At 63.8% G+C, this 26,376-nt stretch carries 26 protein-coding genes; 9 read left to right on the top strand and 17 right to left on the bottom strand.

Translation table 11 applies throughout. The annotated features are described in order from the left end of the window. The 6 genes from L8F97_RS09915 (at window position 1) to L8F97_RS09890 (ending at window position 7,406) form a co-directional block, all read left to right on the top strand. A complete protein-coding gene (locus tag L8F97_RS09915; RefSeq protein WP_242148980.1) occupies window positions 1–1,794 on the top strand; it encodes an IlvD/Edd family dehydratase in 1,794 nt (597 codons plus the stop codon). Between the two features lie 65 nt (window positions 1,795–1,859). Beyond that, window positions 1,860–3,437, top strand: coding sequence for an aldehyde dehydrogenase (NADP(+)) (locus L8F97_RS09910; protein ID WP_242148978.1), 1,578 nt, complete (start codon window positions 1,860–1,862; stop codon window positions 3,435–3,437). Then, window positions 3,434–4,405 (top strand): AraD1 family protein, encoded by a 972-nt coding sequence (gene araD1 / locus L8F97_RS09905; protein WP_242148977.1) that lies wholly within the window; start codon window positions 3,434–3,436, stop codon window positions 4,403–4,405. The genes L8F97_RS09910 and araD1 overlap by 4 nt, the downstream gene beginning before the upstream one ends. Then, window positions 4,402–5,328: a Gfo/Idh/MocA family protein gene (locus L8F97_RS09900; RefSeq protein WP_242148975.1), complete on the top strand. Its 927-nt coding sequence runs from the start codon at window positions 4,402–4,404 to the stop codon at window positions 5,326–5,328. The genes araD1 and L8F97_RS09900 overlap by 4 nt, the downstream gene beginning before the upstream one ends. 22 nt (window positions 5,329–5,350) lie before the next feature. After that, on the top strand, window positions 5,351–6,082 hold the full coding sequence (locus L8F97_RS09895) for a FadR/GntR family transcriptional regulator (protein WP_242148974.1): 732 nt from the start codon (window positions 5,351–5,353) through the stop codon (window positions 6,080–6,082). Between the two features lie 595 nt (window positions 6,083–6,677). Then, window positions 6,678–7,406 (top strand): helix-turn-helix domain-containing protein, encoded by a 729-nt coding sequence (locus L8F97_RS09890; protein WP_242148972.1) that lies wholly within the window; start codon window positions 6,678–6,680, stop codon window positions 7,404–7,406. Window positions 7,407–7,714: 308 nt separating this feature from the next. Here L8F97_RS09890 and L8F97_RS09885 read toward each other — a convergent pair whose 3' ends face one another. Continuing rightward, on the bottom strand, window positions 7,715–8,920 hold the full coding sequence (locus tag L8F97_RS09885; protein WP_242148970.1) for a tyrosine-type recombinase/integrase: 1,206 nt from the start codon (window positions 8,918–8,920) through the stop codon (window positions 7,715–7,717). A 152-nt stretch (window positions 8,921–9,072) separates the two neighbouring features. Here L8F97_RS09885 and L8F97_RS09880 point away from each other — a divergent pair, with 152 nt between their 5' ends. Together L8F97_RS09880 and L8F97_RS09875 are read left to right on the top strand one after the other, a co-directional pair. After that, window positions 9,073–9,279: a hypothetical protein gene (locus tag L8F97_RS09880; protein WP_242148969.1), complete on the top strand. Its 207-nt coding sequence runs from the start codon at window positions 9,073–9,075 to the stop codon at window positions 9,277–9,279. A 231-nt stretch (window positions 9,280–9,510) separates the two neighbouring features. Beyond that, a complete protein-coding gene (locus L8F97_RS09875; RefSeq protein ID WP_242148967.1) occupies window positions 9,511–10,173 on the top strand; it encodes a hypothetical protein in 663 nt (220 codons plus the stop codon). A gap of 135 nt (window positions 10,174–10,308) precedes the next feature. Here the strand turns inward: L8F97_RS09875 and L8F97_RS09870 are convergent, their stop codons facing one another. The 4 genes from L8F97_RS09870 to L8F97_RS09855 all read right to left on the bottom strand — a co-directional run bounded on the left by L8F97_RS09870 (window position 10,309) and on the right by L8F97_RS09855 (window position 12,459). After that, on the bottom strand, window positions 10,309–10,695 hold the full coding sequence (locus L8F97_RS09870; RefSeq protein ID WP_242148965.1) for a hypothetical protein: 387 nt from the start codon (window positions 10,693–10,695) through the stop codon (window positions 10,309–10,311). Between the two features lie 152 nt (window positions 10,696–10,847). Further along, complete coding sequence (locus L8F97_RS09865) at window positions 10,848–11,051, bottom strand: hypothetical protein (protein WP_242148963.1); 204 nt, start codon at window positions 11,049–11,051, stop codon at window positions 10,848–10,850. 258 nt (window positions 11,052–11,309) lie between these two features. Further along, a complete protein-coding gene (locus L8F97_RS09860; RefSeq protein WP_242148961.1) occupies window positions 11,310–11,768 on the bottom strand; it encodes a hypothetical protein in 459 nt (152 codons plus the stop codon). A 232-nt stretch (window positions 11,769–12,000) separates the two neighbouring features. After that, window positions 12,001–12,459, bottom strand: coding sequence for an META domain-containing protein (locus L8F97_RS09855; protein ID WP_242148959.1), 459 nt, complete (start codon window positions 12,457–12,459; stop codon window positions 12,001–12,003). A 196-nt stretch (window positions 12,460–12,655) separates the two neighbouring features. On the opposite strand from L8F97_RS09855, the gene L8F97_RS09850 reads away from it, so the two are divergent. Further along, window positions 12,656–13,102, top strand: coding sequence for a hypothetical protein (locus tag L8F97_RS09850; RefSeq protein ID WP_242148957.1), 447 nt, complete (start codon window positions 12,656–12,658; stop codon window positions 13,100–13,102). Window positions 13,103–13,298: 196 nt separating this feature from the next. Here the strand turns inward: L8F97_RS09850 and L8F97_RS09845 are convergent, their stop codons facing one another. The 12 genes from L8F97_RS09845 to L8F97_RS22835 form a co-directional block, all read right to left on the bottom strand. Next, on the bottom strand, window positions 13,299–14,090 hold the full coding sequence (locus L8F97_RS09845; RefSeq protein ID WP_242148956.1) for a DNA adenine methylase: 792 nt from the start codon (window positions 14,088–14,090) through the stop codon (window positions 13,299–13,301). 380 nt (window positions 14,091–14,470) lie between these two features. Continuing rightward, complete coding sequence (locus L8F97_RS09840) at window positions 14,471–14,833, bottom strand: hypothetical protein (RefSeq protein WP_242148954.1); 363 nt, start codon at window positions 14,831–14,833, stop codon at window positions 14,471–14,473. Next, window positions 14,830–16,074, bottom strand: coding sequence for a cellulase family glycosylhydrolase (locus tag L8F97_RS09835; protein ID WP_242148952.1), 1,245 nt, complete (start codon window positions 16,072–16,074; stop codon window positions 14,830–14,832). The genes L8F97_RS09840 and L8F97_RS09835 overlap by 4 nt, the downstream gene beginning before the upstream one ends. Window positions 16,075–16,359: 285 nt before the next feature. Beyond that, window positions 16,360–18,798 (bottom strand): hypothetical protein, encoded by a 2,439-nt coding sequence (locus L8F97_RS09830; protein WP_242148951.1) that lies wholly within the window; start codon window positions 18,796–18,798, stop codon window positions 16,360–16,362. 55 nt (window positions 18,799–18,853) lie between these two features. Further along, window positions 18,854–19,276 carry a hypothetical protein gene (locus tag L8F97_RS09825; RefSeq protein ID WP_242148949.1) on the bottom strand — a complete coding sequence of 141 codons (423 nt, stop codon included), beginning with the start codon at window positions 19,274–19,276 and terminating at the stop codon, window positions 18,854–18,856. Window positions 19,277–19,289: 13 nt separating this feature from the next. Further along, the gene (locus L8F97_RS09820) at window positions 19,290–19,802 is read right to left on the bottom strand and encodes a lysozyme (RefSeq protein WP_242148947.1); all 513 of its coding nucleotides are present in this window, start codon (window positions 19,800–19,802) and stop codon (window positions 19,290–19,292) included. Between the two features lie 10 nt (window positions 19,803–19,812). Next, window positions 19,813–20,094: a hypothetical protein gene (locus L8F97_RS09815; protein WP_242148945.1), complete on the bottom strand. Its 282-nt coding sequence runs from the start codon at window positions 20,092–20,094 to the stop codon at window positions 19,813–19,815. A gap of 34 nt (window positions 20,095–20,128) precedes the next feature. After that, complete coding sequence (locus tag L8F97_RS09810) at window positions 20,129–22,867, bottom strand: cellulase family glycosylhydrolase (protein WP_242148942.1); 2,739 nt, start codon at window positions 22,865–22,867, stop codon at window positions 20,129–20,131. After that, window positions 22,864–23,469, bottom strand: a complete 606-nt coding sequence (locus L8F97_RS09805) for a hypothetical protein (RefSeq protein ID WP_242148940.1) — start codon at window positions 23,467–23,469, stop codon at window positions 22,864–22,866. The genes L8F97_RS09810 and L8F97_RS09805 overlap by 4 nt, the downstream gene beginning before the upstream one ends. Continuing rightward, window positions 23,462–23,656 carry a hypothetical protein gene (locus L8F97_RS09800; RefSeq protein WP_242148937.1) on the bottom strand — a complete coding sequence of 65 codons (195 nt, stop codon included), beginning with the start codon at window positions 23,654–23,656 and terminating at the stop codon, window positions 23,462–23,464. Before L8F97_RS09800 ends, L8F97_RS09805 begins: the two co-directional genes overlap by 8 nt. After that, window positions 23,656–24,594 carry a hypothetical protein gene (locus L8F97_RS09795; RefSeq protein WP_242148936.1) on the bottom strand — a complete coding sequence of 313 codons (939 nt, stop codon included), beginning with the start codon at window positions 24,592–24,594 and terminating at the stop codon, window positions 23,656–23,658. Before L8F97_RS09795 ends, L8F97_RS09800 begins: the two co-directional genes overlap by 1 nt. Beyond that, entirely contained in the window at window positions 24,591–26,375 is a 1,785-nt protein-coding gene (locus L8F97_RS22835; protein WP_242148934.1) for a phage tail protein, read from the bottom strand. The genes L8F97_RS09795 and L8F97_RS22835 overlap by 4 nt, the downstream gene beginning before the upstream one ends. Window position 26,376 lies beyond the last annotated feature (1 nt).

The raw sequence follows: 26,376 nt of genomic DNA, 5'->3' as shown, positions 1-26,376 counted from the left end.
ATGAGCAACACGCCACCCAAACTCCGCAGCCGCGCCTGGTTCGACAACCCGGACAACATCGACATGACCGCGCTCTACCTTGAGCGCTATCTGAACTTCGGGCTCAGTCTGGAAGAGCTGCAATCGGGCAAGCCGATCATCGGTATCGCGCAGACCGGCTCGGACCTCAGCCCCTGCAACCGCCATCACCTCGTGCTGGCCGAGCGCGTGCGCGAGGGTATTCGCGAGATGGGCGGCATCGCCATGGAATTTCCGGTCCATCCGATCCAGGAGACCGGCAAGCGTCCGACCGCCGGGCTCGACCGTAACCTGTCGTACCTCGGGCTGGTCGAACTGCTGTACGGCTACCCGCTCGACGGTGTCGTGCTGACGATCGGCTGCGACAAGACGACGCCGGCCTGCCTGATGGCGGCGGCGACCGTGAACATTCCGGCGATCGCGCTGTCGGTCGGGCCGATGCTCAACGGCTGGCACAAGGGCGAGCGCACCGGCTCGGGCACGATCGTCTGGAAGGCGCGCCAGATGCTCGCCGCTGGCGAGATCGACAACGCCGAGTTCATCCGCCTCGTCGCATCGTCCGCGCCGTCGACCGGCTATTGCAACACGATGGGCACGGCGACGACGATGAACTCGCTGGCCGAGGCGCTTGGCATGTCGCTGCCAGGTTCGGCGGCGATCCCGGCGCCGTATCGCGACCGTCAGGAAGTGGCCTACATCACCGGTAAGCGCATTGTTGAGATGGTAGCGGAGGACCTCAAGCCCTCCGACATCCTCACCCGCGAGTCGTTCGAGAACGCCATCGTTGTGAATTCGGCGATCGGCGGCTCGACCAATGCCCCCATCCACCTTGCCGCGATTGCCCGTCATGTCGGCGTCGATCTGCCGATCGATACCTGGCAGGAGAAGGGCCACAAGGTGCCGTTGCTGGTCAATCTTCAGCCCGCCGGCGAATATCTCGGTGAGGATTACTATCGCGCCGGCGGTGTTCCCGCCGTGACCGCGCAGCTCATGAAGCACGGGCTGATTCACGAGGGTGCGATGACCGTCAATGGCAAGTCGATGGGCGATAATTGCCGCGACGCCGTTATCGAGGACGAGAAGGTGATCCGCCCGTTCGAGACACCACTCGTCGAGGAGGCCGGCTTCATTGTCCTGCGCGGCAACCTGTTCACCTCGGCGATCATGAAGACCAGCGTGATCTCGCCCGAGTTCCGCGACCGTTACCTGTCCAACCCGAACGATCTAGAGGCGTTCGAAGGTCCGGCGGTGGTGTTCGACGGGCCTGAGGATTATCATCACAATATCGACGATCCGGCGCTCGGCATCACGTCTGAAACCTTGTTGTTCATGCGCGGTGCCGGCCCGATCGGCTATCCCGGCGCGGCAGAAGTGGTCAACATGCGACCGCCCGCATACCTCATCACCGAGGGTGTTCACGCGCTGCCGTGCATCGGTGACGGTCGGCAGTCGGGTACGTCCGGCAGTCCTTCGATCCTCAACGCATCGCCCGAAGCAGCGGCGATGGGCGGTCTTGCCCTGATCCGTACCGGTGACCGCGTTCGCATCGATCTTGGCAAGGGCACCGCTGACATCGTCATATCCGACGCCGAATTGGCCGAACGCCGGCAGGCGCTGGTCGACGCGGGCGGCTATGCCTATCCGGCCTCGCAGACGCCCTGGCAGGAGATGCAGCGTGCGGTGGTCGGCCAGTTGGACACCGGCGCGATTCTGGAAGGCTCGGAAAAGTACCAGCGCATCGCACAGACGCGTGGCCTGCCGCGCGACAGCCACTAAGTCCTACACGCGACATCCCTCGAAGCCGGCATTTGCTGCCTTCCCACCCTGAAATGGGAGACTTTATGTACAACGGTGCAATTCTGATCGGCGCGGGCGAAACCCGCGCCGCCGACACCTTCACTGCCGTAAACCCGACGACCGGCGCGGCCGGCGACGTCGCGTTCAGCAACGCCGGCCCGGCCGAGGTCGCCAAGGCCACCGCGCTCGCCGCCGCAGCGTTCGAGGTGTTCTCGACCACCTCGCTCGACGCGCGCGCGACCTTCATCGAGACCGTTGCCGACAACATCCTCGCGCTGAAGGACGATCTCGTCGCGACCGCCAACGCGGAGACGGCGCTGCCGCTCGCGCGGCTTCAGGGCGAAACCGGTCGCACCGTCGGCCAGTTGAAGATGTTTGCCGCCGAAGTCCGCGCCGGCCTGTGGCTCGACGCGACGATCGATCCGGCCATGCCGGACCGTGCGCCGCTGCCGCGCGCCGACTTGCGCCGCGTCAACGTCGCACTTGGACCGGTGGCGGTGTTCGGCGCGTCGAACTTCCCGCTCGCCTTCTCGGTCGCGGGCGGTGACACGGCGGCGGCGTTCGCGGCGGGTTGCCCGGTCGTGGTCAAGGGCCATGCCGCGCACCCCGGCACCGGCGAACTGGTCGCGCGTGCGATCCAGCAGGCGGTTGCTTCGTGTGGCCTGCCCGAGGGCGTGTTTTCCTATCTGCCCGGCACGTCGAACGAACTCGGCGGTGCGCTCGTGTCCGATCCGGTCATCAAGGCGGTCGGCTTCACTGGTTCGCGCGGCGGTGGCCTCGCGCTGATGAAGATCGCCGCGCAGCGTGCAGAGCCGATTCCGGTCTATGCCGAAATGTCGAGCATCAATCCGGTCGTGCTGCTGCCCGGCGCGCTTGCCGCGCGGGCGGACGCGATGGGTCCGGCGTTCGTCGGTTCGCTGACGATGGGTGCAGGCCAGTTCTGCACCAACCCCGGCCTCGTCATCGCCATCGACGGACCTGACCTCGACACGTTCGTCGCCTCGGCGGCGAAGGCGCTGACTGCGGCACAGCCCGCCGTCATGCTCACCCCCGGCATCCACGCCAGCTTCGAGCGCGGTGTTGAGGAACTGGCGAGCCACGCCGCCGTCATCACCGTAGCGCGCGGCTGCGTCGGCGATGGCGTCAACCAGGCGGTCGGCGCGCTGTTCACCACGGACGCGACCAAGTTCACCGCCGACGAGGCGCTGAGCCATGAAGTATTCGGATCGTCCTCGATCCTCGTACGGTGCAAGGACATCGCTGAGATCAAGACGGTGATCGCCAAGCTCGAAGGCCAGCTCACCGCGACGATCCAGAGCGGTGACGGCGACGAGGCGGCGGCCGGCGAACTGCTGCCGGTGCTCCAGTCCAAGGTCGGTCGTATCCTGTTCAACGGCTGGCCGACCGGCGTCGAGGTCAGCCATGCGATGGTGCATGGCGGCCCGTTCCCGGCGACTTCGGATGGGCGCAGCACCTCGGTCGGCACGCTGGCGATGGCGCGTTTCCTACGCCCGGTCTGCTATCAGGACACGCCTGACACGCTGCTGCCGCCAGCACTTCAGGCGGCGAACCCGTGGGGCATCGCGCGCCGCACCAACGGCGTGCTGGAACTGGGCAAATGATCCGCTCGCTCGTCCAGTTCGACGATGGCGCGCGCGGTGTCGCCGCGCTCGACGAGCGCGGCGCGGCGCGGCGCGTCACCGGCGTGACGACCACGCTGGAACTGGCGCAGCGGGCGATTGCGGCAGGCACCAGCCTCGCCGCAGCCGCCGAAGCCGCGCTGGGCGAGTCGGTGGATCTTGGCGGCGTGAAGCTGCTCTCGCCGATCGACCATGCCGACCCGGCGCACACGCTGGTCAGCGGCACCGGCCTGACGCATCTCGGCTCGGCGGAAGGCCGCGACAAGATGCACGCCAAGGCCGCCGACGCGCAGACCGATTCGATGAAGATGTTCCTGATGGGCGTCGAAGGCGGCAAGCCCGCTGATGGCGGCATCGGCGCGCAGCCGGAGTGGTTCTACAAGGGCGACGGCGCGATCCTGGTCGATCCGGGTGTACCGCTCACCATGCCCAAGTTCGCCGAGGATGGCGGCGAGGAGCCTGAGATCGCCGGCATCTACCTGATCGACGCCGATGGCGCACCGGTTCGGCTCGGCTTCGCGCTCGGCAACGAGTTCTCCGATCACGTCACCGAACGCGGCAATTATCTGTGGCTCGCCCACTCCAAACTGCGGCAAGCGGCTCTCGGCCCCGAACTGCGGCTCGGCGATCTGCCTGAAGACGTTCGCGGCACCAGCCGTATCGTTCGGGGCGGCGAGGTGCTGTGGGAGAAACCGTTCGTATCGGGTGAGGCGAACATGTCGCATAGCCTCGCCAACCTCGAACATCATCACTTCAAATACGACGGCTTCCTGCGCCCCGGCGATCTGCACGTGCATTTCTTCGGCACCGCCACCCTGTCCTTCTCGGACGGCGTGCGCACGCAGATCGGCGATGTGTTTGAAGTCGAGGCCGACGCCTTCCTGCTGCCGGTGCGCAACCCGCTCGCGCAAGCGACGGATGCCGGCATGGCCAAGGTTCGCAGCCTGTGAGTGGGCTGAAACTCGGCCTCGTCGGACTTGGCAAGATCGCGCGCGACCAGCATCTCCCTGCGATCGCCAGGACGGACGGGATCGATCTCGTCGCGGTCGCCAGCCGCAACGCCAAGGGTGAAGGCGTCGCCAACTACGCCGATCTTGGCGCGATGCTGGCGGGTTCGCCCGAACTTGATGCGATCGTATTGTGCCAGCCGCCGCAGGCGCGGTTCGAGGCGGCGGTGACCGCGATCACTGCGGGCAAGCACGTCTTCCTCGAAAAGCCACCGGGCGCGACCGTATCCGAGGTCGAGGCGCTGATCGCGCTTGCTCGCAAGCAGAGCGTCAGCCTGTTCGCGAGCTGGCATTCGCGCTACGCCGCCGCCGTCGCGGCCGCGCGCGACTGGATCGCGCAGACGACGATCCGCCGCATCGATATCGCGTGGAAGGAAGACGTTCGTCACTGGCACCCCGGCCAGCCGTGGATCTGGCAGGCGGGCGGCTTCGGCGTGTTCGATCCCGGCATCAACGCGCTGTCGATTTTAACCGAGATCGTGCCGGATCGGGTATCGCTGCTCAGCGCCAACCTCGAGGTTCCGTCCAACTGCGAGGCGCCGATCGGTGCCACGCTGACGATGCGGACCGGATCGGGCGCGCCGATCGACACCGTATTTGACTGGCGCCAGACCGGGCCGCAGACGTGGGATATCGTTGTTGAGACCGAGGCGGGCACGCTGCGGCTTGCCGAGGGCGGCAACCGCTGGTTCCTTGGTGACGAAGAACAACAAGCGGATGCAGAAGAAGAATATCCGGCGATGTACCGACGTTTCGTCGACATCGCGGGTCGCAACGAGATCGACGTCGATCTCGCGCCGCTGCAACTCGTCGCCGATGCATTCCTGTGCGGCCGCCACGCCGCGACGGAGGCGTTCCACGACTGAGGCCGGGGATCGGGAGGCGCGCTTGGACGGACACAAAGCTGACGAGCCCGGCGCGCCGAAATCGGCCTTACGCATCCACCAGACGATCGCGCGCGATATCGGCATCGCGATCCTGACTGGTCGGCACGAACCCGGCGCCTTGTTCGAGGGCGAAATCGAGAGTGCGGGGCGGCTGCGCGTATCGCGTACCGCCTACCGCGAGGCGGTACGCATCCTTGCCGCCAAGGGGCTGATCGAAAGCCGCCCCAAGGCAGGAACCCGCGTGACGCCGCGTGCACGATGGAATCTGCTAGATCCTGAACTGCTCGCCTGGATGTTCAGCGATGAGCCTGATCCCGCGTTCGTGCGCGACCTGTTCGAGCTGCGTGGTATCATCGAACCCGCCGCCGCAGAACGCGCCGCCGTGCGTCGCACGGACGCTCAGGCGGTTGAACTGACACACGCACTTGCGGCGATGCATGCGCATGGCCTGTCGACGGCTGCGGGGCGCGCCGCCGACCAGCGTTTTCACAATGCAATCCTCGCCGCCACCCATAACGCTGCGTTGGCAAGCCTCGCCAGTTCGGTCGGGGCAGCGGTAAGCTGGACCACCACCTTCAAGCACCGCAAGCAGAGCCTGCCTCGTGATCCAGTCGTCGATCACGAAGCCGTGCTGGATGCCATTATTGCCAAGAACGCCGCGTCCGCTGGCTATGCGATGCGCGTCCTGCTCGACAACGCGCTGGCCGACATGGACCTGGCACTTTCGTCGTAACCGCCTTGTGGCGCCATACGTTCAGGGTTCGCCGTGGCTGTTAGCGCCTGCACATCCGGCGAACCTTTGGCATACCGGCCTGCTTGTATTTGACGCCGGCATCGTGACCAACCACGCAGACGCACGCAGGCGCACGCAGGCAGTCGCTGCCACACATGCTGCTCGCGGAGCACAACTGCCCGGAAGGCAAATCAAAGTTCGGATCTGAACCGCTTCACCAACCATCGCGGTGTTCGGCTGGTGGAGCTGAGGGGAATCGAACCCCTGACCTCTGCAGTGCGATCGTAGGACACAGCGCGGATTTCCGCGGCTCTCGAACTATCTAGCACCCCGGCGGCCATTTAGAAACCGGCGGTTTTCCGTGTGCCGAATCGCGGCACACCGGAGCGACACCGGAACGTCTGAAAGTACCAACAACCCAAGAAACGCGCCTCAGCCGAGGCGCGTCCGAACACGTCCGTACGGCGAAATCATGCATTTCAGCCGGCGGTTTCGTGCGTCCACTGGACTTCGAGCCTTGGGTTCTCCTCATGTCGCTTCACGACACGCATTCCTACCCGTCCCCTCCTGCCATCCTGACCGGCGGATCAGGACTATGAGCATCACTTCGTTTGGCGCCCTCGCCCACAAACTCGCCGGCGGCCGGAAGCGCAAAGGCGACGCCGAGAACCCGACCGACCCGGTGCGCTCATATAGCTGGGATGTGGACGATCATCGCGCCAAGCCAGGGCAACCAATCGGCGACGGGTCGCCCCAGCAAGGCTGGGCGTTTACCAATGCGCTTGTAGCCACGTTCCGAGAGCTGTGCCGCGAGCACAAGACGAAGCGCTACGATGGCCCACATAAGGTGCAGGATACGTTCTTGCGCGCTTACGAGCAGATGCTTGCATACCTCGACTACAAGAACGGCGACTTTTTCCCAAGCTATGATCGCATCAAGGAAGACACCGGTCTGAGTCGTAGCACTGTGATCGCGATGGTGGAATGCGCCGAATACTGGGGACTGTTGTGTCATGTCCGCCGCAGCGAAAAGACGAAAGATGCCGAGGGGCCATCGCGGAAGCAGGTCTCAAACGCGTACTACTTCGACTGCGAGCGACGCATGCCAAGGGATCTCTGGGCCGCCTTCTGGAAGAAGCTCGTAGCCAACCTGAAACGCCTCCACGGCGCCGCTGCTCGCGCGGCAGCGTTCTTGAAGCGGGCCTTCAATAGCGTCGCTCAGCCAGCCCCCAGGGCCGCTGGAAAGGAACTGGCAGAGCAGCTCTCCCTCATGAAATCCGGCATCGACCGGAGGAACGCCCTAGCCTTCAGCCCGAGTCCATAAAGTAACCACTACCCGGAGCGAAGGTTAAGGATGGAAGGGAATTCCTGCGGAATACGTTAGTTTGATCTCCCCCTCACGCGGCAAATGATACGCCCCACGCACCCGATCGCCCAGCACCGGCGGTCGGAGCGTGGCGGCTTGCGCCGCCCCGTGCTCGGCGAGGGGGAGAGGCACGAATTTCGTCGACCTATTCGGCCGGGCGTCCAGCCGGGCCGTCGATCAAAAGCCGGTCAAATGTCATCGGCAATTACAAGCCGCAGAAAGGCGCGAGTTTGACGTCGCGACGTTGTTCCCGAAAGCACGTGGGATCACCCACCGATCAATAAAGCCGCCCACTTCTCGAGCACGATCCGGCGCGGATCCAACTGCTCGCTGCGATTGTAGGCTGCCTCCACTTTCGCCGCGCGGCCGTCGTCACTCTTAAGCGCGTGGCCAAGGATGCGATCGATCACGCCGCGTTCGGCGGGCAGCGCCTCGTTCATGATCGTCGAGAATGTGGCGCGCCAGCCATGCGGCACGTGCCGTCCGGCATAGCCGGCCCGATCATACAGGTCGCCAATTGCGCCCTCGGCGAACGGCAAGTCGCTGCGCGTGCCCGGGAAGATCAGCTCGCCGCCGTGCCCGAAAGCACGTGCCACGCGCAGGATCTCCACGGCCGCCGGCGCGAGCGGCACCTGATGATCAAACGCCGCGTCGTCCTTCTTCACCCGGGCGAGCTTCATGCGTGCCGCCGGCACGCGCCACAGTGGCGCCGGACCGTCGAGATCCTCGATCTCTGACCAGCGCGCGCCGCGAAGCGCGTCCAGGCGGACGGCCGTCAGCGCGAGAAATCGCGATGCCAGGCGCACGATCGGCCGGCCGGGCGCGCGATCGCACGCGGCGAGCAGCTCGCGCGCGTCGGCGATCGTCAATAGCGCTGGCTGGCGCCGCTTGCGCGGCGCGGCGGCGAGCGCGGCCGCGACCGGCTTTGCCGGATTGGCGGTGGCCTGGTCGTGCGAGATCGCGAAGGCGAAGATCGCCTCGATGCGCTGGCGCAGCCGGCGCGCGGTTTCGATCCGGCCGCGCGCCTCGACGACTTCCAAGAGCTCGCGCACGTTGGACGCACTGATCTCGTCGCAGGGGAACGCGCCGATCGGCGCGAACACGTCGCGCTCGAGGCTGGTGAGCACGTCGGCCGCGTGCGCCTGGGCCCAGCCCGACTGCTTCCGCGCGTGCCAGGATCGCGCGACCTGTTCGAAGGTCATCAGCACTGCCTTGGCGGCCGCCGGCGACGCGGGCTTGATGCCGCGTGCGATCTGCTGTCGCGCCTGGTCGAGGTGCTGGCGCGCAGAATTAAGAGAGATCTCGGGATAGCAGCCGATCGTCAGCAGTTGCTCGGCGCCGGCGAGCCGGTACTTGATCCGCCACGTCGCGCGGCCGCTGGTGGCGACGTGCAGGTGCAAGCCGCGTTCGTCGAACATCTTGTAGGCGCGCGAACGCGACCGCGCGGCCTTGACCACGGCGTTAGTGAGCATGATAACCTCTGTTAAAGAATAGATTGCTGAAATGGCGTAAAGTCACGCCCATTACTTGAACTAGACTCGCGGCGATTGATGACGCTGCTGTAAACTTTGCACGTGGATCAGTAACTTATGTCAGCATAGAGCGACGGGGGCGCAAATTGATTATGCCGAACAAAGAACTGATTGACCGGCTCCGCTTTTTAGAAGCGTACGAGTGCGAAAAGGCGATCGCTGCGCAGGATCGGCAACAGCGCGAAATGCATTTCATGAAAGCTGCAGTTCACGCTGCATGCATGGTGCACGTCACGCAGCAGACAGAGGGCGCGATCGCGAAGCTGATTGAGATCGACGGTAGACCGATCGGCGCATAATCTCTCCATCGCGCGGCGGAGGACACCTCCGCCGCGCTTCAACTAGCGCGCGCGATCCGCTGCGGGCTCAATAAGCGAACGGTGATGATACCCCTGCGCTTATCCCAACGGCAGCGCGGATTTACGATCGCCAATGTCTGAAGGTGGTGGCAAGCGGACATTGCTGCGCAAGGGGGTTTCGAGCATCCTGTGTATCAGAGGGATCACCGACATTCGTAGGATAGGCGGATTATGCGAACTGCATCTTGGGCGTGGTGGTCCCTATTGCTGTCTGCGGTAACGATTTGCTCAAATGCTGACGCATGCAGCGTTGCCGCCTCGTATCGCGTGCCGACCACGTTGCAGTTAGTCGAACAGGCGGACGCCATCGTCATCACGAGGATTGTCGATGGCGGACCCGCAACATTCAAACCTTTTGCGAGGCTTGGAGGGCGAAGGGCTCGGCTTATCCCTCTTACAACGCTGAAAGGCCACTATTCCGGTCAGCGCATACGTTTTGACGAAGCTACCCTCGATTTGCCGAAGGCAAGACTTCTGGCAACACCAAGCGACCCTCGTAACATCGTGGATGCAAACCCTGATGCTTTCGCAGGATCATGCAATAGATTTGTCTTCAAAAAGGACATGATTGTCATAGCTTTTTTGAAAAAGGATGGCGGAGATTTTGTTTCGTTCGCTCCGCCGTTTTCAAGAGCGCTTGAAGACGTGCCAAACCTACGTTCCCTATGGGTCAAGTGTGTTCAAATGTATGCAGCGATAGCGGCAAAACCCGAATCGTCACGCCGTCGAGAAATGGTCCGTCGAAGAGACACTCTGCGGTTCGCCATCAACGATCCAGATGATCGATTGCTTGCACTAGAGCTAGACCGAGCGCTCCTGAGCACGAAGATCTGACGCCCGTTATTGGACGGCTGCCGTCGGTCTGTTTTTCGTCTCGATAGCGGCCGGGCGGCTTTCGGGCGAACCGATCGACGCGGGAGCGCCGGAACGTCTTGAGGTGGTGGACAGCGGTCCGGCGGGTTTCGGCGATCAATCGCGGATATCTGACGTCGGCTCATTGTCCGCCAGGGCGTCAAAATTCACCTCGAACATAAAGCGTCGGACGTAGGGCGATGAAGCCGTGGAGTAGTCGGGGAGACCCGCAATACCCTCGGCGAAGCGATCGACAAATGCTTGCACATCGGTTTGTGGAACGTCGTAGCAATCCACACGAACGATTACGGTCTTTCCGTGGGCAGCGGGAAACTGATCGGCGAGTTGGCCGTCGAGCGCCGCGTCCAGGCATCCGAACATGCGCGCTTGCAGTTCGCGCAGATGGTCCTCAACGGTTCCGGCCCAAGGTCCCTCTACGAGGACCATCAAGCAGGCATCTCGCTCCTCGTCGAACGCTACAAAATTGACGGAGACTTCGCCCATACCTGCGTGTTCCTACTCCCGCTTACGGCACACCTGCATCGCCTGATGTACGGCGGCAAGTGGGCGCTAGCGGTCATCGGGGCGGAAGGGGTATCGCGATCGATCCCGCTGGCGGCGGTGCCTGACCAGGGCGGAGGGTGCCTCCGCCCTGGTCACGGGCGATCGGCAATAGGCGGTGTGGGTGCCTGATCGTCGATGCGACGAACAATGACCACCACCTCTACCGCGTCGCCTCCAGCTTCACCGATCGCCTCAACCACCTCGCCATCGTCCATCATTACGTCGAGCGAACCGCCTAGGTTCACTTCGGTCAGCGCCGAGGCGACGACAGCAGTTACGTCTTTAATATCGGCCATACCGCCTATGTAGCACGGGCTAGCATCAGCTAATAGTCACGGAGTACGGAGGGTGCCTTAAGCGCGATCTGTATGTCCGGCTCTGGGCGCTTCCAGTCTGACTGCTTTTCTTGCCATTCCAAACACGGACGCGGCGGAGACCGCCTCCGCCGCGTGGCGGTGGATGCTCCGGCACTTGATCAGCGAACGATGATGATACCCCCGCGCTTACCCCACCGACGTTGTTAACTTCCAACGGCGAATGTCTGGAGGTGGTGGTTAGCGGCCATTCCGCTTTGACAGTGCAGAGCCACGCATCAAGGCCAACCAAAATTGCGCGACCAACGTATAAGGCAGCCACCAAAGGCCGTACCAGCCGGGCGGCGCGGTGAACCCATCTACCAGTGAGGAAGCAGCAAAGCAGAACGGCAATGCGAAGCAGGCCGACACGAAGGCGCTGCGGACGGGGCGGGCTGTGTCCCACGCCAGCAAGCTGCCAGCAGCGTCGTTCCCACGAAGGCAGAGCCACGTTGTTAAGCAAACGACTGGCGAGAGCATGACAGCAAGGAAGATGCTGCTTATCATCGGGATGATGATCGTATCGCTCTCGGGCGGAAGCACCCCTGCCTCTCCAACAGCAGGCCAATAAATCCAGCTTGTGGCCGGAAATCCGAGGATCACAAGGGCGGCAAGCGTCCATGCTATGGGCTTACCAAAGAGCACGCGTGAAGCGATCATATGGGGGTTATGCCATGCGACTGAATGTCCGCAAGTGGGCGGCTGCCGTCCGTCTGCTTTTCTTCCCCTTAGCCGCCGGTCGGCTTTCGGGCGAAACGATCGGCAAAATGGCGATGGAACGGCTTGAGGTGGTGGACTGCGGAAGGACTGCTTTCCTCCCCGGTAGCAGCCGATTAGCTTTGTGGCGCCGCATAATCTTGGGGTCAGGGCGGCTTGCGCTCCGTGTCAGCCGTTAGTGGTCAGTCTTTGGCGCTAGTAGAGCAGTTGCGCCGTCAGCAAATCTGATTGTGAGGGTTTTGCCCCTTAAAGACCAATCGTGCGCGTCACTCATCCGCGTCCAGAACTGACTTCCCGTCTTCATCGAAGATGCGTTCGCACAACCGACAGTCGTGATGATTGTCGCTCCCGCCTGATTCCGAGCAAATGCGCCTTTCGCGCCCGCAGGATCGGCAATCCATGTTAATTCATCGCCACCAACATCGTTGCAAGCGGCGGTTCCAACGATGCTGTTATTGGCCAAGAACCGGAGAGTGGCAGCTTCAGGGTCGGCGTGCTTGACGGACCGACCTTCGAATTGGCGCAGGCTCCATTTCCCCACGACTAATCCGGCGTTCTGCACCGGCACGTTTGCCAAGGCCGCGCCTGCCGTTAGCAGCGTGCCACATCCGATCATCAGGGCAGCGATCTTCATAGGTATGTCCTACGTCCGCTTTCAAGCCTTTGATAGGCTCGCTTAAACGGCGTTTATTGGGCGACTGCCGTCCGTCTGCTTTTCTTCCCCTTAGTCGGCTTTCGGGCGGAACGATCGGCAAAATGGCGATGGAACGGCTTGAGGTCCGGCAGGTTTCGGAGGAGAGTCAACCCTGGCGTTTTTCCAGAGGCTGGCTATGTTTCCTACCTATGCTCGAATGCCACTTTTGCCATTTGTTCGGGCAACGAAGTTCGTCGCGCTCGTCCCGGCGGTATTCCTGATGCCTATTACGACCGCTGCCGCCCCTGCCGCGCATTCGCGGCCCACGATGGAGCAGATAGGGCGTCTAGAAAGGCTTCTTGTGTTGCCCGAGGGGGCAACGGGGCCGCTGCAACGCTATAATCGTTACTATGCGGGCACGATCCAGAACGGACGAAGATTGATATCGGGAGAGTTGGATTATGAAATTCATAATCGGCGGACGACGATAAAACTGGTGCCGCAACGACTATTTCCCGGCCGAAATTTGTTCGACGCAGGCTGTGACGTCATCTGGGTCACGTTTGATCCACAGGCCAACGTTTTTACTGATGTTACGTGCCAACCCGAAATGAAATTACCCCTTCCGGGCTCAGGTCATTAAGCAACTGCGCAAAGCAGAATAACAATTCTGCCGGTGATGCCGGCTATTGGGCGCTTACTGCCCGTCTGCTTTTTCCTAGGATTTATCGTAAACGCGGTGGAGGATTGCTCCGCCGCGCGATGACAGGGATGGCGCTTTTGTGCGGTATTCCAGAGGTATCGGCTAGGGGCTTACCCCAGCCGATACCCCCAGCTGATCAGTTCCGCACGATCAATTCTCCCGCTCGCTTTGCACCGCCGGCGCTTGCTGTGCCGACCGTATAGGTCGTCTCGATGTCCGAGAGGTTAAAGCGAGCGAACACGGCGCGGGCGCCAGGCGTGTCGTTGATCGACAGGATGAACTTGCCGGCGATCCCCCCCAGCTGGTCAGCCAGGCGCTCGAAGTCGGCACGCTCGAAGCCGTCGCCATAGTCCTTCTCGCAGTTCCAATATGGCGGATCGAGATAGAACAGCGTCTCGGCCGAGTCATAGCGGCGGATCACGTCTGCATAGGGCAGGCACTCGATCGTCACGCCGGCGAGGCGCTCGTGGATCTCCGGCAGCTTCTCGCGTAGTTTAGTGACGTCGAAGCGGGCCGGTGCCTTCTTGTCGACGCCGAAGTTCCGGCCGGTGACCTTGCCACCGAACGATAGCTGCTGAAGGTACAGGAAGCGCGCAGCGCGCTCGAGGTCGGTCAGCGTGTCGGCATTGGTCGCGATCAACCGCTCGAAGTCTGCTCGGCTGGTGAGCTGCCACTTCAGCGTGTCCATGAACGCTTCGTAGTGGCGCTGGAGGATCCGGAACAACGTCGCGACGTCGCGCGACAAATCGTTGATGACCTCGACCGGCGCAGCGGCGTGGCGCTTGAGGAAAATGCCGCCCATGCCGACGAACGGCTCGACATAGGTGCGGTGCGGGGTCTCGCCGATTAGGCCGACCAGGTGGCGGGAGAGATTGCGCTTGCCGCCGAGATAAGGCGCAGGGGTTCTTACAGCGATGGAGCCGGTCATAGAGTCCTTCTGTGGGGGGAAGGCGCGCCGGCTAGACGCGCGAGATTGCCGCCGATCGGCGCGATCGACGGGGCCGCAGCCAAACGACTGCGGGATCTAGTGGGGCGCCAATGGCGCCGAATGGGGGGAAGTGGCTTCGGGGGAACCTCGGGCTGCCTGCTCGATCGTGCCGCCGCCTGGTACCGGGCGGTAGCCGTGCAGAGCCAGGCAGCTGCACCCTACGTGTTCCCACGAAGGGTCTTCTATTCCGCAGGCCACCCGGCGAACCGGTGATGACCTGGCTGACCGCACGCGCGCGCGGGTTCGACCTTCCGGCTAGTCCAGTCGAACGCTGGCGCTATGCCAGCGTCCCGGTCGGCCGTCGAGAGGTTCGATGCCGCTCAGCTGGCGATCGTCAGCTTGCGGTGCGAGAGCTTGCCATCGGCGCGCATCCGCTCGAAGCGGACATGCGTTGCGGCTGGGAAGAGCACCTGGCGAGCTGCTTGCCATTCTCCAGGCGTAAGCGGCTCGCCGATCCAGCCAGCGAGGTGAAGCACCGCGCCGTCCTCTTCCGGCGTCACTACGATCATACGATCATAGCGCGGCCCGCTATCGGGGTGAACGCGGACCAGATACGAACCGGCCGGGATCAGCGTGGCGCCGAGGCGGCCGGCGCCGAGGGGAGCGGTGCGGATCTCGACATCAGCGCTTGACGCCGCCGGCGCACTATCTGCGCATCGAGGTTGTAGCGCCTGGTGTTTCACTTGCCGCGCAGCTGCTCGAGGTAGGCACTATGCGGAACGGCGGCCCGCGTGCCCTTCTTTGGCTCGATCTTCAGCGGGTATGCTTCCGGCCACTCGCGACCAGCGCCCCACCAGGTGACGCCGAACCACGTCTCTGGGTGCGCCTTCACTTCGGCGACGGCTTGCGCGAGGTACCCTGCGCAGACGTTCTGCACGCCTCCGGCGTTTCCGCCAGCACCTTCGCCCATGTACGCCTTGAGCCCGCGCGCAGCAGCGCCGGCTCGGAGCGCGTCATACCACATGCCGCTCGCGGGATCACACTCCCAGTGCGTGCCGGTGGAACCCTTGTCCCAGTACATATGGCCTTCGAGCAGGATGTTGGTGTCGCCTAGGCCACCCTGCCGATCCATCGCACACGCTGCGCTCTCGCATGCCTTGTACGAAGGCTCATGCTTGTCGAAGCGAAAGGCAGCGCTGGAACCAGGCCACTCGACGGCGAAGGTGTTCTGGAAGCCGGCAGCGCGGAGGCCGGCGATGATTGCCTTGGTGTCAGCCGCCCACTGCACCCAGTCGTTCGTCACGACCGGATCGTTGAAGTTGCGCGGCTCGTTCATGAAGTCGATCACGACGCGTGTGTTGGTCTTGTACGGCGCCGCCTTATCGATCCAGTAGGCGATCTGGTTTGGCGCCGTGTCCCACGTGAATTGGTGCCGATCCATCACGACGGTCGCACCCTTGGCGAGCAGGCCGTCGATCGACTTGTAGAGCGTGGCCTTCGGCGTGACATCCTTGAACGCGACGCGGACTAGTTGGAAGCCCTGCGCTGGCGCCGTGTACCAGTCGATATCGTCCTGGTTGGGGCATAGCGCGCCATTGGTCGCCTGGTAACATCCCGCCAAGTTGACGCCGAACGGGTTGAGCTTTGCGGGGGCGGGCGTGGTGACGACCGGCGCGACAAGCGCCGGAATGCCGTCGAGCACCTGGTATCTGTAGCCGTCCGGATCGTAGCCGATCGACTTCGTCAGTACCTTAAGCCTCGTTGCGCCGCCTGACATGGTGAAGAATCCGCGTCCCATGCGGTTCGGGCAAACGCCCTTCGCGCACGTGATCACGTCGCCGACCGGGTTGTTCTGCACCGCCTTGCCGGAGGTGAGGATGTCGCCGGTATGAACCACCAGCGGGCCGTCCACGATCGGGATTGTGTCGGCGATCGCCGGCGTCGCGAACAGCGCTAACGCTGCTGCTATAACGGATCGGATCATTGCTGTGCCTCCAAACTACAATTTGGGTTTGCTCAGCCGATTTCATGACGTTACCGTTAGAAATGGCTAGATTTCGAGATGCGATTTACTTCCTCCCGCTGCACGCAGGGGCCGCCATTTCGAAATGGTGGAGGAAGATGTTGGCTGATGACCGGGCGCGCGTTGCCGAGAGAAAGCGGCGGGAGAGCTTAGGCATCTGCGTCAGATGCGGTGACGAAGAGGCGTACCTCACTACCCGGTGCGCCTCGTGCCAAGACGTGATGTAGATTCCTACGGTGCGGGGTATCAGCCCGGCACCGTAGCGGTATCGAACGAACGGAAGTTTGGACCGCCGTTGGCACCGGAGATCGCAGCGTAGCGCAGGGTTTGCTCTGCCGAGGCAAAGCGCGAGGTGACACCCGCCGAAGCGCTGCCGCAATGGGCGGCGGGGCTGATCGAGACGCTGCCGAGCTTGCCGGTACGGATATCGATACCGCCAGTGAGCGTCGCAGGATCTGCCGTCGCCGATCCGTTCCAATTGGTATAGGTGCCGCTCGCTACCTTGAACGTTCGGAACCACAGCAGTCCGGTGTCAGCATCAAAGCAGTACTGCACGATATCGCCATTTTGCGGATAGTAAGTGCCGCTGTTGATGATCGTGTTGTTGAACTGCACGATATCGCCCCAAGCGGCGATGGCTAGACCGCCTGAAGCGGTAGCATTAACGAGACTGCCATTCTTCGCGTAAATGTACGGCTCGAACGCTTCAGTGCAGAGGCCGATTTGGTTGGGGCCGTTGCTGTTCGTGATGATTTCCCAATACCACTTGCCCGACCCTACCGGCATACGCGGCAAGCCGCGCACCATCGAAGATGTGTTGCCTGTGGTGGTGACCGAGAAGGTCTTGAGATCCGACGACAGCTGCCCATTGCCACCCACGTCGTACTTGGAGAAGGTCAGGCCCTGAACACGAGGGGTTCGCGTGGCCTGATTGATGACCGCCTGCAATCCGGCCTGATAGATCGCCGCCATCCGCGCATAGCCGGCGTTGCTCGGGTGCGTGCCATCCGGGGTGTTCGGAGCGTAGTGTGCCTGTGTGTCATATGCGGGGTCGGCCGCGTAATCGCACAGGTAATCGTAGCCTAGGTCGCTGCTCCAATAGGCGCGGATCGACAGATTGATCGGCGCGGTGTTGCCGTCGAAGTTGTGGTCAACGCCCGTGTCCGTTGAGGTGTACGTGACGTTCGTGCGCGAGATGATCGTGCTGCCGATGCTCCGCTGATAGCCAGTTGCGCGAGCCTGCCGCTGATACGAACGGAGCGCGCGGTAGATCTGATATTCCGCGCTGATCGTATTGTCGTTCGTGCCGGCGTGCATCGTGACGATGTTCATGGCTTTGGTGGAGTCATAGGACGGTCCCGCGCCAATGCCTTGACCGCCTGCGCCGCCTGCCGGGCCTGCGCCCGGCGCGAGAATGGCAGAGCCGCCAGTGCCATTGTAACCATTCGCCATGCTGAGCGCGGTTTCCCCGCTCTGCGACACCTTACGGTACTGGTATGTGGTCGAGCCAGTGTTGCCCGCAGCGTAACCGGGCAGCTGGAACGGGTTAGCGTCCATCACCTGATCGACGTAGGAGGTGATCCCGCCGCTGCCCTGCAAACCGGTCGTGATGCTGTCGCCCTCGGCAACGATCAGGACCGACGTCGGCAACGCACCAGCGGCGACGTCGTCATTTAGGATCGTGCCCGTCGCGCTGGTAGCTGCGCCTGCCACGTAGCCGGCCGGCGTCGAGATCAGCACGGTGAACGTCTCGTTGCCCTCGACGACGGTATCACCGTTTACACTGATCGAGAATGTGCCGCTGGCCTGTCCATCGGCGAGTGCGACCGAACCGCCGGCCGGGTAGACACCGCCGGTGAAGTCGTCCGCGCTGGTGTTGCCCGCCGTGAAGGTCCACGGCACCGACACCGCGCCCGACGTGGCGGAACGGGTAACAGTGTATGTGAAAACGGTAGCACCGCTGTTGCCCTCAGCTTTCGACTGCGCGCCGGAAATGGTGACGGTAGGCGACGCCACCGCCGCGATCGTGACCGGGACGGTGACGCCAGTGGCACCGGCGGCGTTGGCCGTCACGTTAACCGAGCCGGCAGATAGTGCAGTTGCGCCGGTGACGACTTTCCATCCGTTCGTTGCATCGCCGGCGATCGCGAAGCGGCCGTCATTCGGGCTGACGGTTGGGATCACGCCAGCGGGCACGTTGCCGAGCGCGAAGAGCAAGGTGCCGGCTGCTGCGTTCGCAGCCACCGCTGCAATCGTCGGTACCGCTGCGAGAACCGATGGAGCTACCTGCGTGCCGGCGTACGTGGCAATCTGGTTTATCGTCGCCAACACCCGACGCCCCCCCTGATACACCGGGAGGTACTCGCCTCCGACCAGGGCGTCGGCGCCGCGAACGGACAGAGTTAGCGGCTCTCGGAACGACGGGCCATGCGTCGAGACAATCGCCCCCAGCGTCGACACCCGCAGGCTGCCGTTCTGGAAAAGCGTGGTGATCTCCGCGCCGCTGATCGCGTCTGCACCTGGCAGACCCACCACCGCTGGCGCACCGGAAAACGGCGCCTTGGTCAGACAAGCTGCCTGAAGGGTCGTCAGAACGCGGCGGCCGCCTTGATAGATCGGCAGCAGCTCGGCGCCGGTGAGGGTGTCCGCAAGCGGCAGGTTCGCGACAGCGACATCGTAGGTCATGATTTTTCCTTGGGAAAGACGGGCGCGGTGAAGGCGCGGAGTTGCTCGGCCGCGATCAGCTCTTCAGCTTGCCGAGCAGGGAAGAGAGCTTGCCGGCTGCAATCTGCGCGATGACAGCGGCCTTCGCGTTTGCGTTCAGGTCGGCGACGACGGCAGCTGCGGGCGCGACGGCTTCAGTCTGGGCAGCGATGGCGGTGATGTTCGTGGCAACATCGGCGATGACGTCGCCGGCAGGTGCGCCCATTGTCGCGGTGCCGACGATCGACGTGGTATCAAAAACGCGATTACGCGGCTCGACCGCGAGCACCTTGGCGGCTTTGCGGATCGCGCCCAGGACGCCCTTGCGGCTGTCCGGGATCAGTCGGCCGACCGCCTTGGCGCCGAGGTGGAGCAAGCCGAGCGCGAGGATCAGCGTCGGCGAGGAAGCGAGCGTGGCGGCCGAGGCGACGATCGGCGCGATGCTGGTGATGACGTTCATAAGTGTTCTCCTGTCAAAGGTCGGTGAGGCACATCGCGCGCTCGCGCGTCCGGCGCTTGGCGAGGCCGGTGACGACGACCGGGCGGCCGTTCACGCGGGCCTTGTTCCAAGCGAGCATCGCGTCGCAGCCGCCGCGCCAGTCGCGCGCGTTGAAGCGCTTCGCGATCGTGGATCCGCAGAAGGCAGAGACGCCGATGTTGAAGGCGGTGCGGGTCGCGGCCGCGAGCTGGTAGCGGCGATCGGTGAGTGTTGGGGTACAGGCGAGCACGCCGCGCAGATGCGTCTCGGCATCGCCGGCGAGCTTGGCCTGGCAGTACGCATCGGAGCGGGTGACGCCGACGCGGACCTCGGGGCCGGTGTGACCGAAGCACTCGGTGGGGATGCGGGCGATATCGAGGTAGCCGGTGTTGCGCTTGCCCTCGTCCTGCTCGAGCGCCGGCGTTGCCAGGGCCAGCGCCGCGACCGAGACAGCACTAAGGGCGCCGGCGATCGCGCGTGCGATCCCCGGCGTGTTGTTCGACGCCATCGTGTTTCTCCTAGGGGGTGACCGCCTCGTCGGCGGCAGGCTCGCATTCGGGTGCCCGGATTGCTTTCCGCACACTGGCGGAGCCGTGGATCAGCAGCGCGGTCTCGAGGCGCATGATTTGCTCGCGGTTGGCTTGCAGGTCGGACTGGAGCTGCGTGATCCGTGGCTCGAGGAAGAACCGCCAGACCATGCCGGCGACGGCGAGCCACATGGTCGTGGCGGTCGCCCAGCCCGCACCGAAGGCAAGCGCCAGCAAACCGCCCGACGAGCCGGTGTAATCAATATCGCGCATGTCGAGGATCCTTGCGGCCGGCCAGGCCCGAAGCTCAGGCCGGAATTTTGTTGCCGGTCTTCCAGATGCCCGAGTTGAGCAGCAGGTTGGGCGTGTGGACCGGGTCGAGGTAGTTGCCGTTGCTAGGATCCAGCGCGAATGGGTAGCTGACCCCGAACCCTGATGCGTACCAGGTGTAGCCGAACCACACGTTCGCGTTGTCGAGCAGGAATTGCAGCTCGTTGGCGATCACCGGGCCACAGATCTCCTGGCCTTGAACGGATGGCGACCCTGCGCCAGTTTCGCCGAGGAACAACCCGTAGCCGTTGTCGCGAGTGAAGCCGTGGGCGTTTGCCCAGTCCGTCGCATCCTTGAGGCGAGCGGCGCCGGCGTCAGGGACACAGATGCCGGAAGTGCCCGAGGCATCCTTGTCGTTGTAGCTGTGGAGGTGGAACAGCATGTTCCGCGCTGGATCGTAGCTGAGCAGGTTGGCGTCGGCGTTGCCGTTCTTGACGAAGTTCAGCGCCGACGAATATTCGGTCATTTCCCGGTGAACGATGCCTAGGAAGTCCGTTCGCGACCGCACCGCGTTGGTCAGCCACTGCATTGTCGCAGCCCACTGCGCCGGCGCGATGGCGGAGCCGACCTCCTTTGGCTCGTTCATGAAGTCCACGTCCCAGCGGCCCATCGGCAGCTCGACCAGCATCGCCTGTACGAAGCGAACCCAGAAGTCGACGAGCTGCGCCGGCGTGGTCTCCGCGTCGGGATTGTCGAAGCGATACCGCGCCACATCGTAGGTCGCGGTGCCGTCCGCCGCGATCTGGAGGTTGAAGTTGCGCTCGCCGAACTCATGATTGTCGAACAGGATGCGCGTGTCAGGATAGGCGGTCAGCCAGTAGCGTGCCGCCTCAATGACGCGGCGCATATCCTGGCTGCTGAACTTCGTGAACGGAACGTCGTCGCCGTAATAGAGCGGCCCGAAGGCCTGGTGCTGGAGGCGCTGCGACTTGAACGGGAACCGCATGTAGCGGCCGCCCATCCGATAGAAATAGTCCATCTGCTGATGCTGGTTGGCAGGATCAGCCTCTTCCGGCTTCGACGGGTAATAGTACCGGCCGCCGTTATAGACCATGTAACTGCCCTGCGGCGCGTTCGCCCACACCGACGCCGGCTTCTGCGCCGTATAGTTCGGTGTGTAGAGGACGTTGAACTCGCCGCCGGCGGCGTTCCAGCCGTACAGGTTGCGCACCGTGTCGGCGATCGGCACGGTGAGGTAGACGCAGGCATCGCCGATGACGATGTAGCTGTTGACCGTGCCCCGCACATCGTCGAGCCGCAGGCTGTGCTTGCCTGAGCCGGCATGCGGCACCGTGAAGGTCACCGCGCCGAGCGCGACGTTCGGGTTGGTGGTGGCCAGGCGGCCGTTGACCAGCGCCATGAAGCCGCTGTCGCTCAGGGCCTGCTGGAGCGCCGCGTCGAAGCCGGGCGGCGGGTTGATCGACGAGAGCGCAACCGTGCTATCCGAGTTGTCGGGGCCTTGGATCGTGTAGGTGATCGTCGTGCCGTCGGTGGTGGCGCGCAGCTCCCAGTAGCGGCTCGGCGCGTCGATCAGGGTGCGCGACGTCGAGTTGCCGCTGAAGGTGACCGGCACGTATTCGCGCCAATAGTCATTTTCGTAGGTGTCCCCGTTGTCTGTCGGAGGCGAGATGCCCTTCGTCGACAGGCCTGCCTTGTAGAAGAACTTGCGGCCGGTCGGGACGTAGTAGACCCAGTCCTTCTGATTGTAGATCGTGCCGGCGTCCCAGTTGCCGGCATAGTTGGCGACACCGCCAAAGTCATCGATGTCACCTTCGTAGATGACCGAGGCGAGGAAATCGATCTGCTTGGGCGGTTCGGCGTCGTTGTTGCGGGTGACCTCGAAGTCCATGATCATCGGCGTGCCGCTGACATAGCTTTCGGGGAAAGTGATCGTGCCACCGTTGAACCATTGCAGCGCCGTTGCCTGCGTCCAGGGCTTCACGGTGCCGATTAGGCCGGCCGCCTGGGCGGCGCCTGGGATGATGTTGCGCAGCCCTGGCGTGATATCGTTCTGCCCGAGGTTGGCCGCGTAGATCTTGACGGTGGTGTTCGTGGCAACGTTGTAGCCGACAACCTGGATGCGGAATTGACCGCCCTCCTGCACCGTCGAGACCGCCGGGCTGCCGCCGGCGCCGAGGCTCTGGACGTAGATGGTCGGGATGCCGGCCGGCGTGCGCGAGCTGTCGCGCACATACACGTAGGAGCCACCGATCTGCGAGCGGAGGCCATCGTCCTTGGGCACACCGCCCTCGTTGGTCGGGATCGCCTTCAGCAGCATCTGGAACGGGCGGCCCTTAGTGCCATCTGGCAGCGCGCCCTGGTTGTCCGATCGGTTGCGGCGCACGTAGTTGGTGAAGGTGTATTGCAGGCTTGGCTTGTAGTCGGCCGTGGCGGTGAACATCACGTCGAGTGTTCCGACACCCTGCGGCGTGCCCGCCTTCAGCTGGAGCTTGGTGACGGTCAGGCCGCCGACGCGCGCGACCTCCTTGCGGAAGGTATCCTCCCAGCTTTCGATCCAGTTGCCCGCGCCGGCGATTTGCTCGGTGATCCAGATGATGATCCGCGCACCCGCCTTCAGGTTGAGCCCACGAAGCTGAAAGGTGATTGGGTCGCCCTCGTCGACATAGCGCGGCGTGATGCGCTCGAGCACCCATGTCGCGGGGACGTCCTGCGGCTTGATCGCCGCACCGACGAAGAAGGTCCAAAGCGCGCTCATGCGGCAACGGCGCCCGCAATCGAGAAGAAGTTGTTCGCTTTCGCCGAGTTGATGCTCTCGCAAACTGCCACCGCCAGCGCGCCTTTGTTGGCGGTTGCGAAGGCGTTCTGCCCGTTGCGCAGGTTGCTGTTGGTCGTGTTGGTCAGGTCATTCGCCTTGCGGAAGCGCAGGCGGTTGTCGGCATACTGGATGACGGCGACGTTCCAGCCGGCTGGCAGATTGTCGGGTAGCAGCAACAGGATGTCATTCGAACCGCCGGCATTCGACAGCATGATGAACAGCTTGCCGCTGTCCGAGGGCTTGAACGTGTACTGGAAGTTGCCCTCGGTGTTATAGCCAGGCGTCTGGCCGACCTGGATCGTACCGCCGTTGGCGACGATCATCTTCTGGCTATCGGCCGCGAGCTGGTCGACGCACTTCGCGAGCCGGCAGGAGCCGAGGCTCGTCGGAAGCGGATAGGTGCCGTCTCCGTTAGGGCCACCGCCGGCGACGCCGTTGCACCAATCGGTGATCATGTCGCCAAAGTTGTCGATCAGCTTCTGCAGATTCTGGATGGCGACGGCGAGGTCGTCCATCGTGATCTGAGGAGGTGCATCAGCCATGCTGACCGCCTGCCTGCTCGATCGCCACCAGGGCGTCGTTTTCGACCCGGTGGGTCGTTGCGAGGCTGACAGCCGCCTCGTCAACGATCAGGAACGGCCGGCCGGTGCGGATCGCCTCCTGCTCGGGCAGATCGCCCACGCCGTCGATCGCGCCCGATTCAGCCTGATAGAAGACCACGGCAACCATCAGCTCACTCCATGTAGTGCGAAGGCACGCATCGTTCGGGCTTTGACGCTGTCGTCGGAGTCGATGTTCGCCACGACGCGCACCGTGTAGGTGCCCGCGTTCGGCATGAAGCGCGCCCAAAGGAGCGGAACGGTGTCCTGCTTAGAACCGATGCCGGTCGAAGCCGGGCCGGCGACGCCGTCGATCTCAACCCAGACGGACCAGGGGTTCGCACCATCGCGGTTGAAGTTGCAGACGGCCGAGACGTCGATCGTGCCCGGGCCGTACAGCGTCACCGTGCCGCGCAGCAGCTCGTCCGCAACGCCACCGCCCTTGCCGGGATAGCTGTTGAGGTTGGTGATGATCGTCGGAACGCCGGTGGTGCCACGTGTGCCCGGCCGGATCACGGCGATCTCAGCTTCCGGAATCTTGACGATGCCGTCCTCGATCAGCAGCGGTGTGAAGTACCGGCCGCCCATGCCCTTCGTCGTGACGCGGAAGTTGTCGGTCAGGATCATGTAATCCGCGACCTTGTTGGTCAGCGTGTTGTACGAGCCGGTGATCGTGCCGTCTTCGTCGAGCACGTTCATCGCCCGGATCTGCGTCGACCCGTCCGGCCCGGCGATGATCTCCTTGAGCGAGGTGATCGAAGTCTCGTGCCCGGCGATCTGGCCAACGATCGTGTCGATCATCTGGCCGAGGATCTTGTCGGGCGTCCCGACCGCCGTGTTCTGGCTGATGACGAAGATCATGCCGCCGTTGCCGTCAGGCTGCGCCGCGCCGATCAGGTTGACCGTCTGCTTGCCGTTGAAGTCCGGATCCTCAATCGTCGTTTGCAGGTTCGTGATCGCGACCGTTGCCGCCGATCCGTCCTGCAACGCTTTCAAGGCGGCAAGCTCGGCCGCCTTGGTTGCGCCGAAAGCGGTTGCGTATAGCGCGTTCAGGCCATTGACCTTCATCGCCTCGACCAGCGCGTCAGCGGTGGTGTCGCCGACCGGGCTTTGCCCAGGCGCGCCATAGGTCGCCTTGTCGTCAGGCTTGTTGCCGTCGTCGTTGGCGACCGCGCTCCACAGCGCGGTAGTGGCGGCCTCGCCGATCGCGAAATCAGCGGGTTGTTGCCCTTGTCGTAGATGATCGGGTCGGCCGCGAGCACCGGGGGCGCGTCGCTCGCGTCCCAGGAATAGATGACGGGATGTTCGACCGACAGTGTCATGTCGCACGAGCCGCCCTGGCCGAGTTCCTGGGAAGCGACACGGAACAGGGCGCGCTTGAAGCCGAGCGGCGCGAAGGTGAACGGCACCGGATCGCCGACCGTGTACTTCCAGGCGCGGATATCGAAGGTGGCGGAGAAGCTGCGCTGGTACTGGCGGCGCTCGAGCGCCTGCTTGGCGATCCGCTGCGCCTGGCTCGGGCTTTCCACCACGCCCAGGTCGAGCGACATGATGCGGTCCTGCCCATCGAGGCTCGCGATCCGCACCTCGGGATAGTCGATCAGCTGGTAGAGCGAAGCCGAGGTCGCATCGACATAGCGGCCGCGCACGACGTTGGGCGTCGCCTCAAGCGCGGGATCTGGATCCCAGGTGAAGCCGCCGATCACGTCGTCGTCGTTGAGACCATCGTCGGCTGCGGCTGCCGCAAGGTCGTTGTGCGCGATCACGAGCGCGAGCTTGCCGCCGGTGTCGCGGAAGCGACCAGCGCAAGCCGCGCAGAGCATGTCGAGGATCTGCTTGGGGTCGTCACCCTCGGAGATCACGCCGGCACCGTGATAGCGTGGCTCGGTGCCGCCAGCGGAGCGGTTGACCTGCTCATCGCAGAGGTTCGCCGCGACCTGAAACGCGACCAGATCGAGCCGGCGCCCGGGCACGCCCGAACCGGTCGCCAGCCGCATTTCGCCAGTGCCCGGGTTGCGGATGCGCCAGCCGAGCACGACACGCAGGATCTGAAGCGCGAGGTTCTCGCCGAGCACCGCGCCGTCGTCTGCGGTATAGCGCCAGGTCGACTGATCGTCCCAGCGCATCGGGCCGGAGCCACCCGGCACGGTCGAATCGCGGCGCGGGTCATAGAGCTTGGCACCGCGCCCGATGATGGTGATCCGCGTCGGGATCGAGCTCGAAAACGGGCTCGTCGCCTTCTTGCTGTTGCCGGTCGTCTTGAAGCGCAGGCGCAGATAGGCGCAGCCGGTCAGGCGTGCCGAGCTGTTCCACTTGCCACTGGCAAAGGTGAAGGCGTTGGCCGGTGAGCCTTCGAGAACGATGTTGGGGACCGAGAAATAGCCGTTGTACTTGGCGACGACGCCGGTGGTCTGTGACCAAGCCATCTCCTGGTCGAGCCAGATCTCCTCGACGCCGTCTACCGCGTGGCTGGCGAGCGCGACGATCCAGTCGCAATATTCCTGATCGTTGCCCGACCATTCCTCATAGCGGATATCGGTCGCCATTGCGGTCTCGCCGAGCACGGACTTGCGGAACGCGCGCGGGTCGATCGTCGCGACCAGGCGGTCGGTCTGTGAGGAAGCGACATGCGGGTTGGAAAGCGCCGTGCCGATCGTCGACAGCGCCGCCGCGCCGAGCAGCAACGTGCCGGCGCCGACACCGAACGTCGCGCCGACCAGCGCACCGCCGACAGATAGCGCGGTGCTGAGCGAGGTGCCGGCGACCAGCGCCAGGCCGGTGCCGGCGGTCGCAACGGCGAGCACGGCCGCGCCGACCACAAGGCCGGCGATCTTTAGAACCTTGGCCACG

Origin of the sequence: Sphingomonas sp. BAUL-RG-20F-R05-02 (assembly GCF_022662305.1) — a bacterium.
In the GTDB taxonomy this organism is placed as follows: domain Bacteria; phylum Pseudomonadota; class Alphaproteobacteria; order Sphingomonadales; family Sphingomonadaceae; genus Sphingomonas.
Note: the sequence above shows the minus strand (reverse complement) of the source record. Positions and strands in the feature narration are given on the sequence as shown.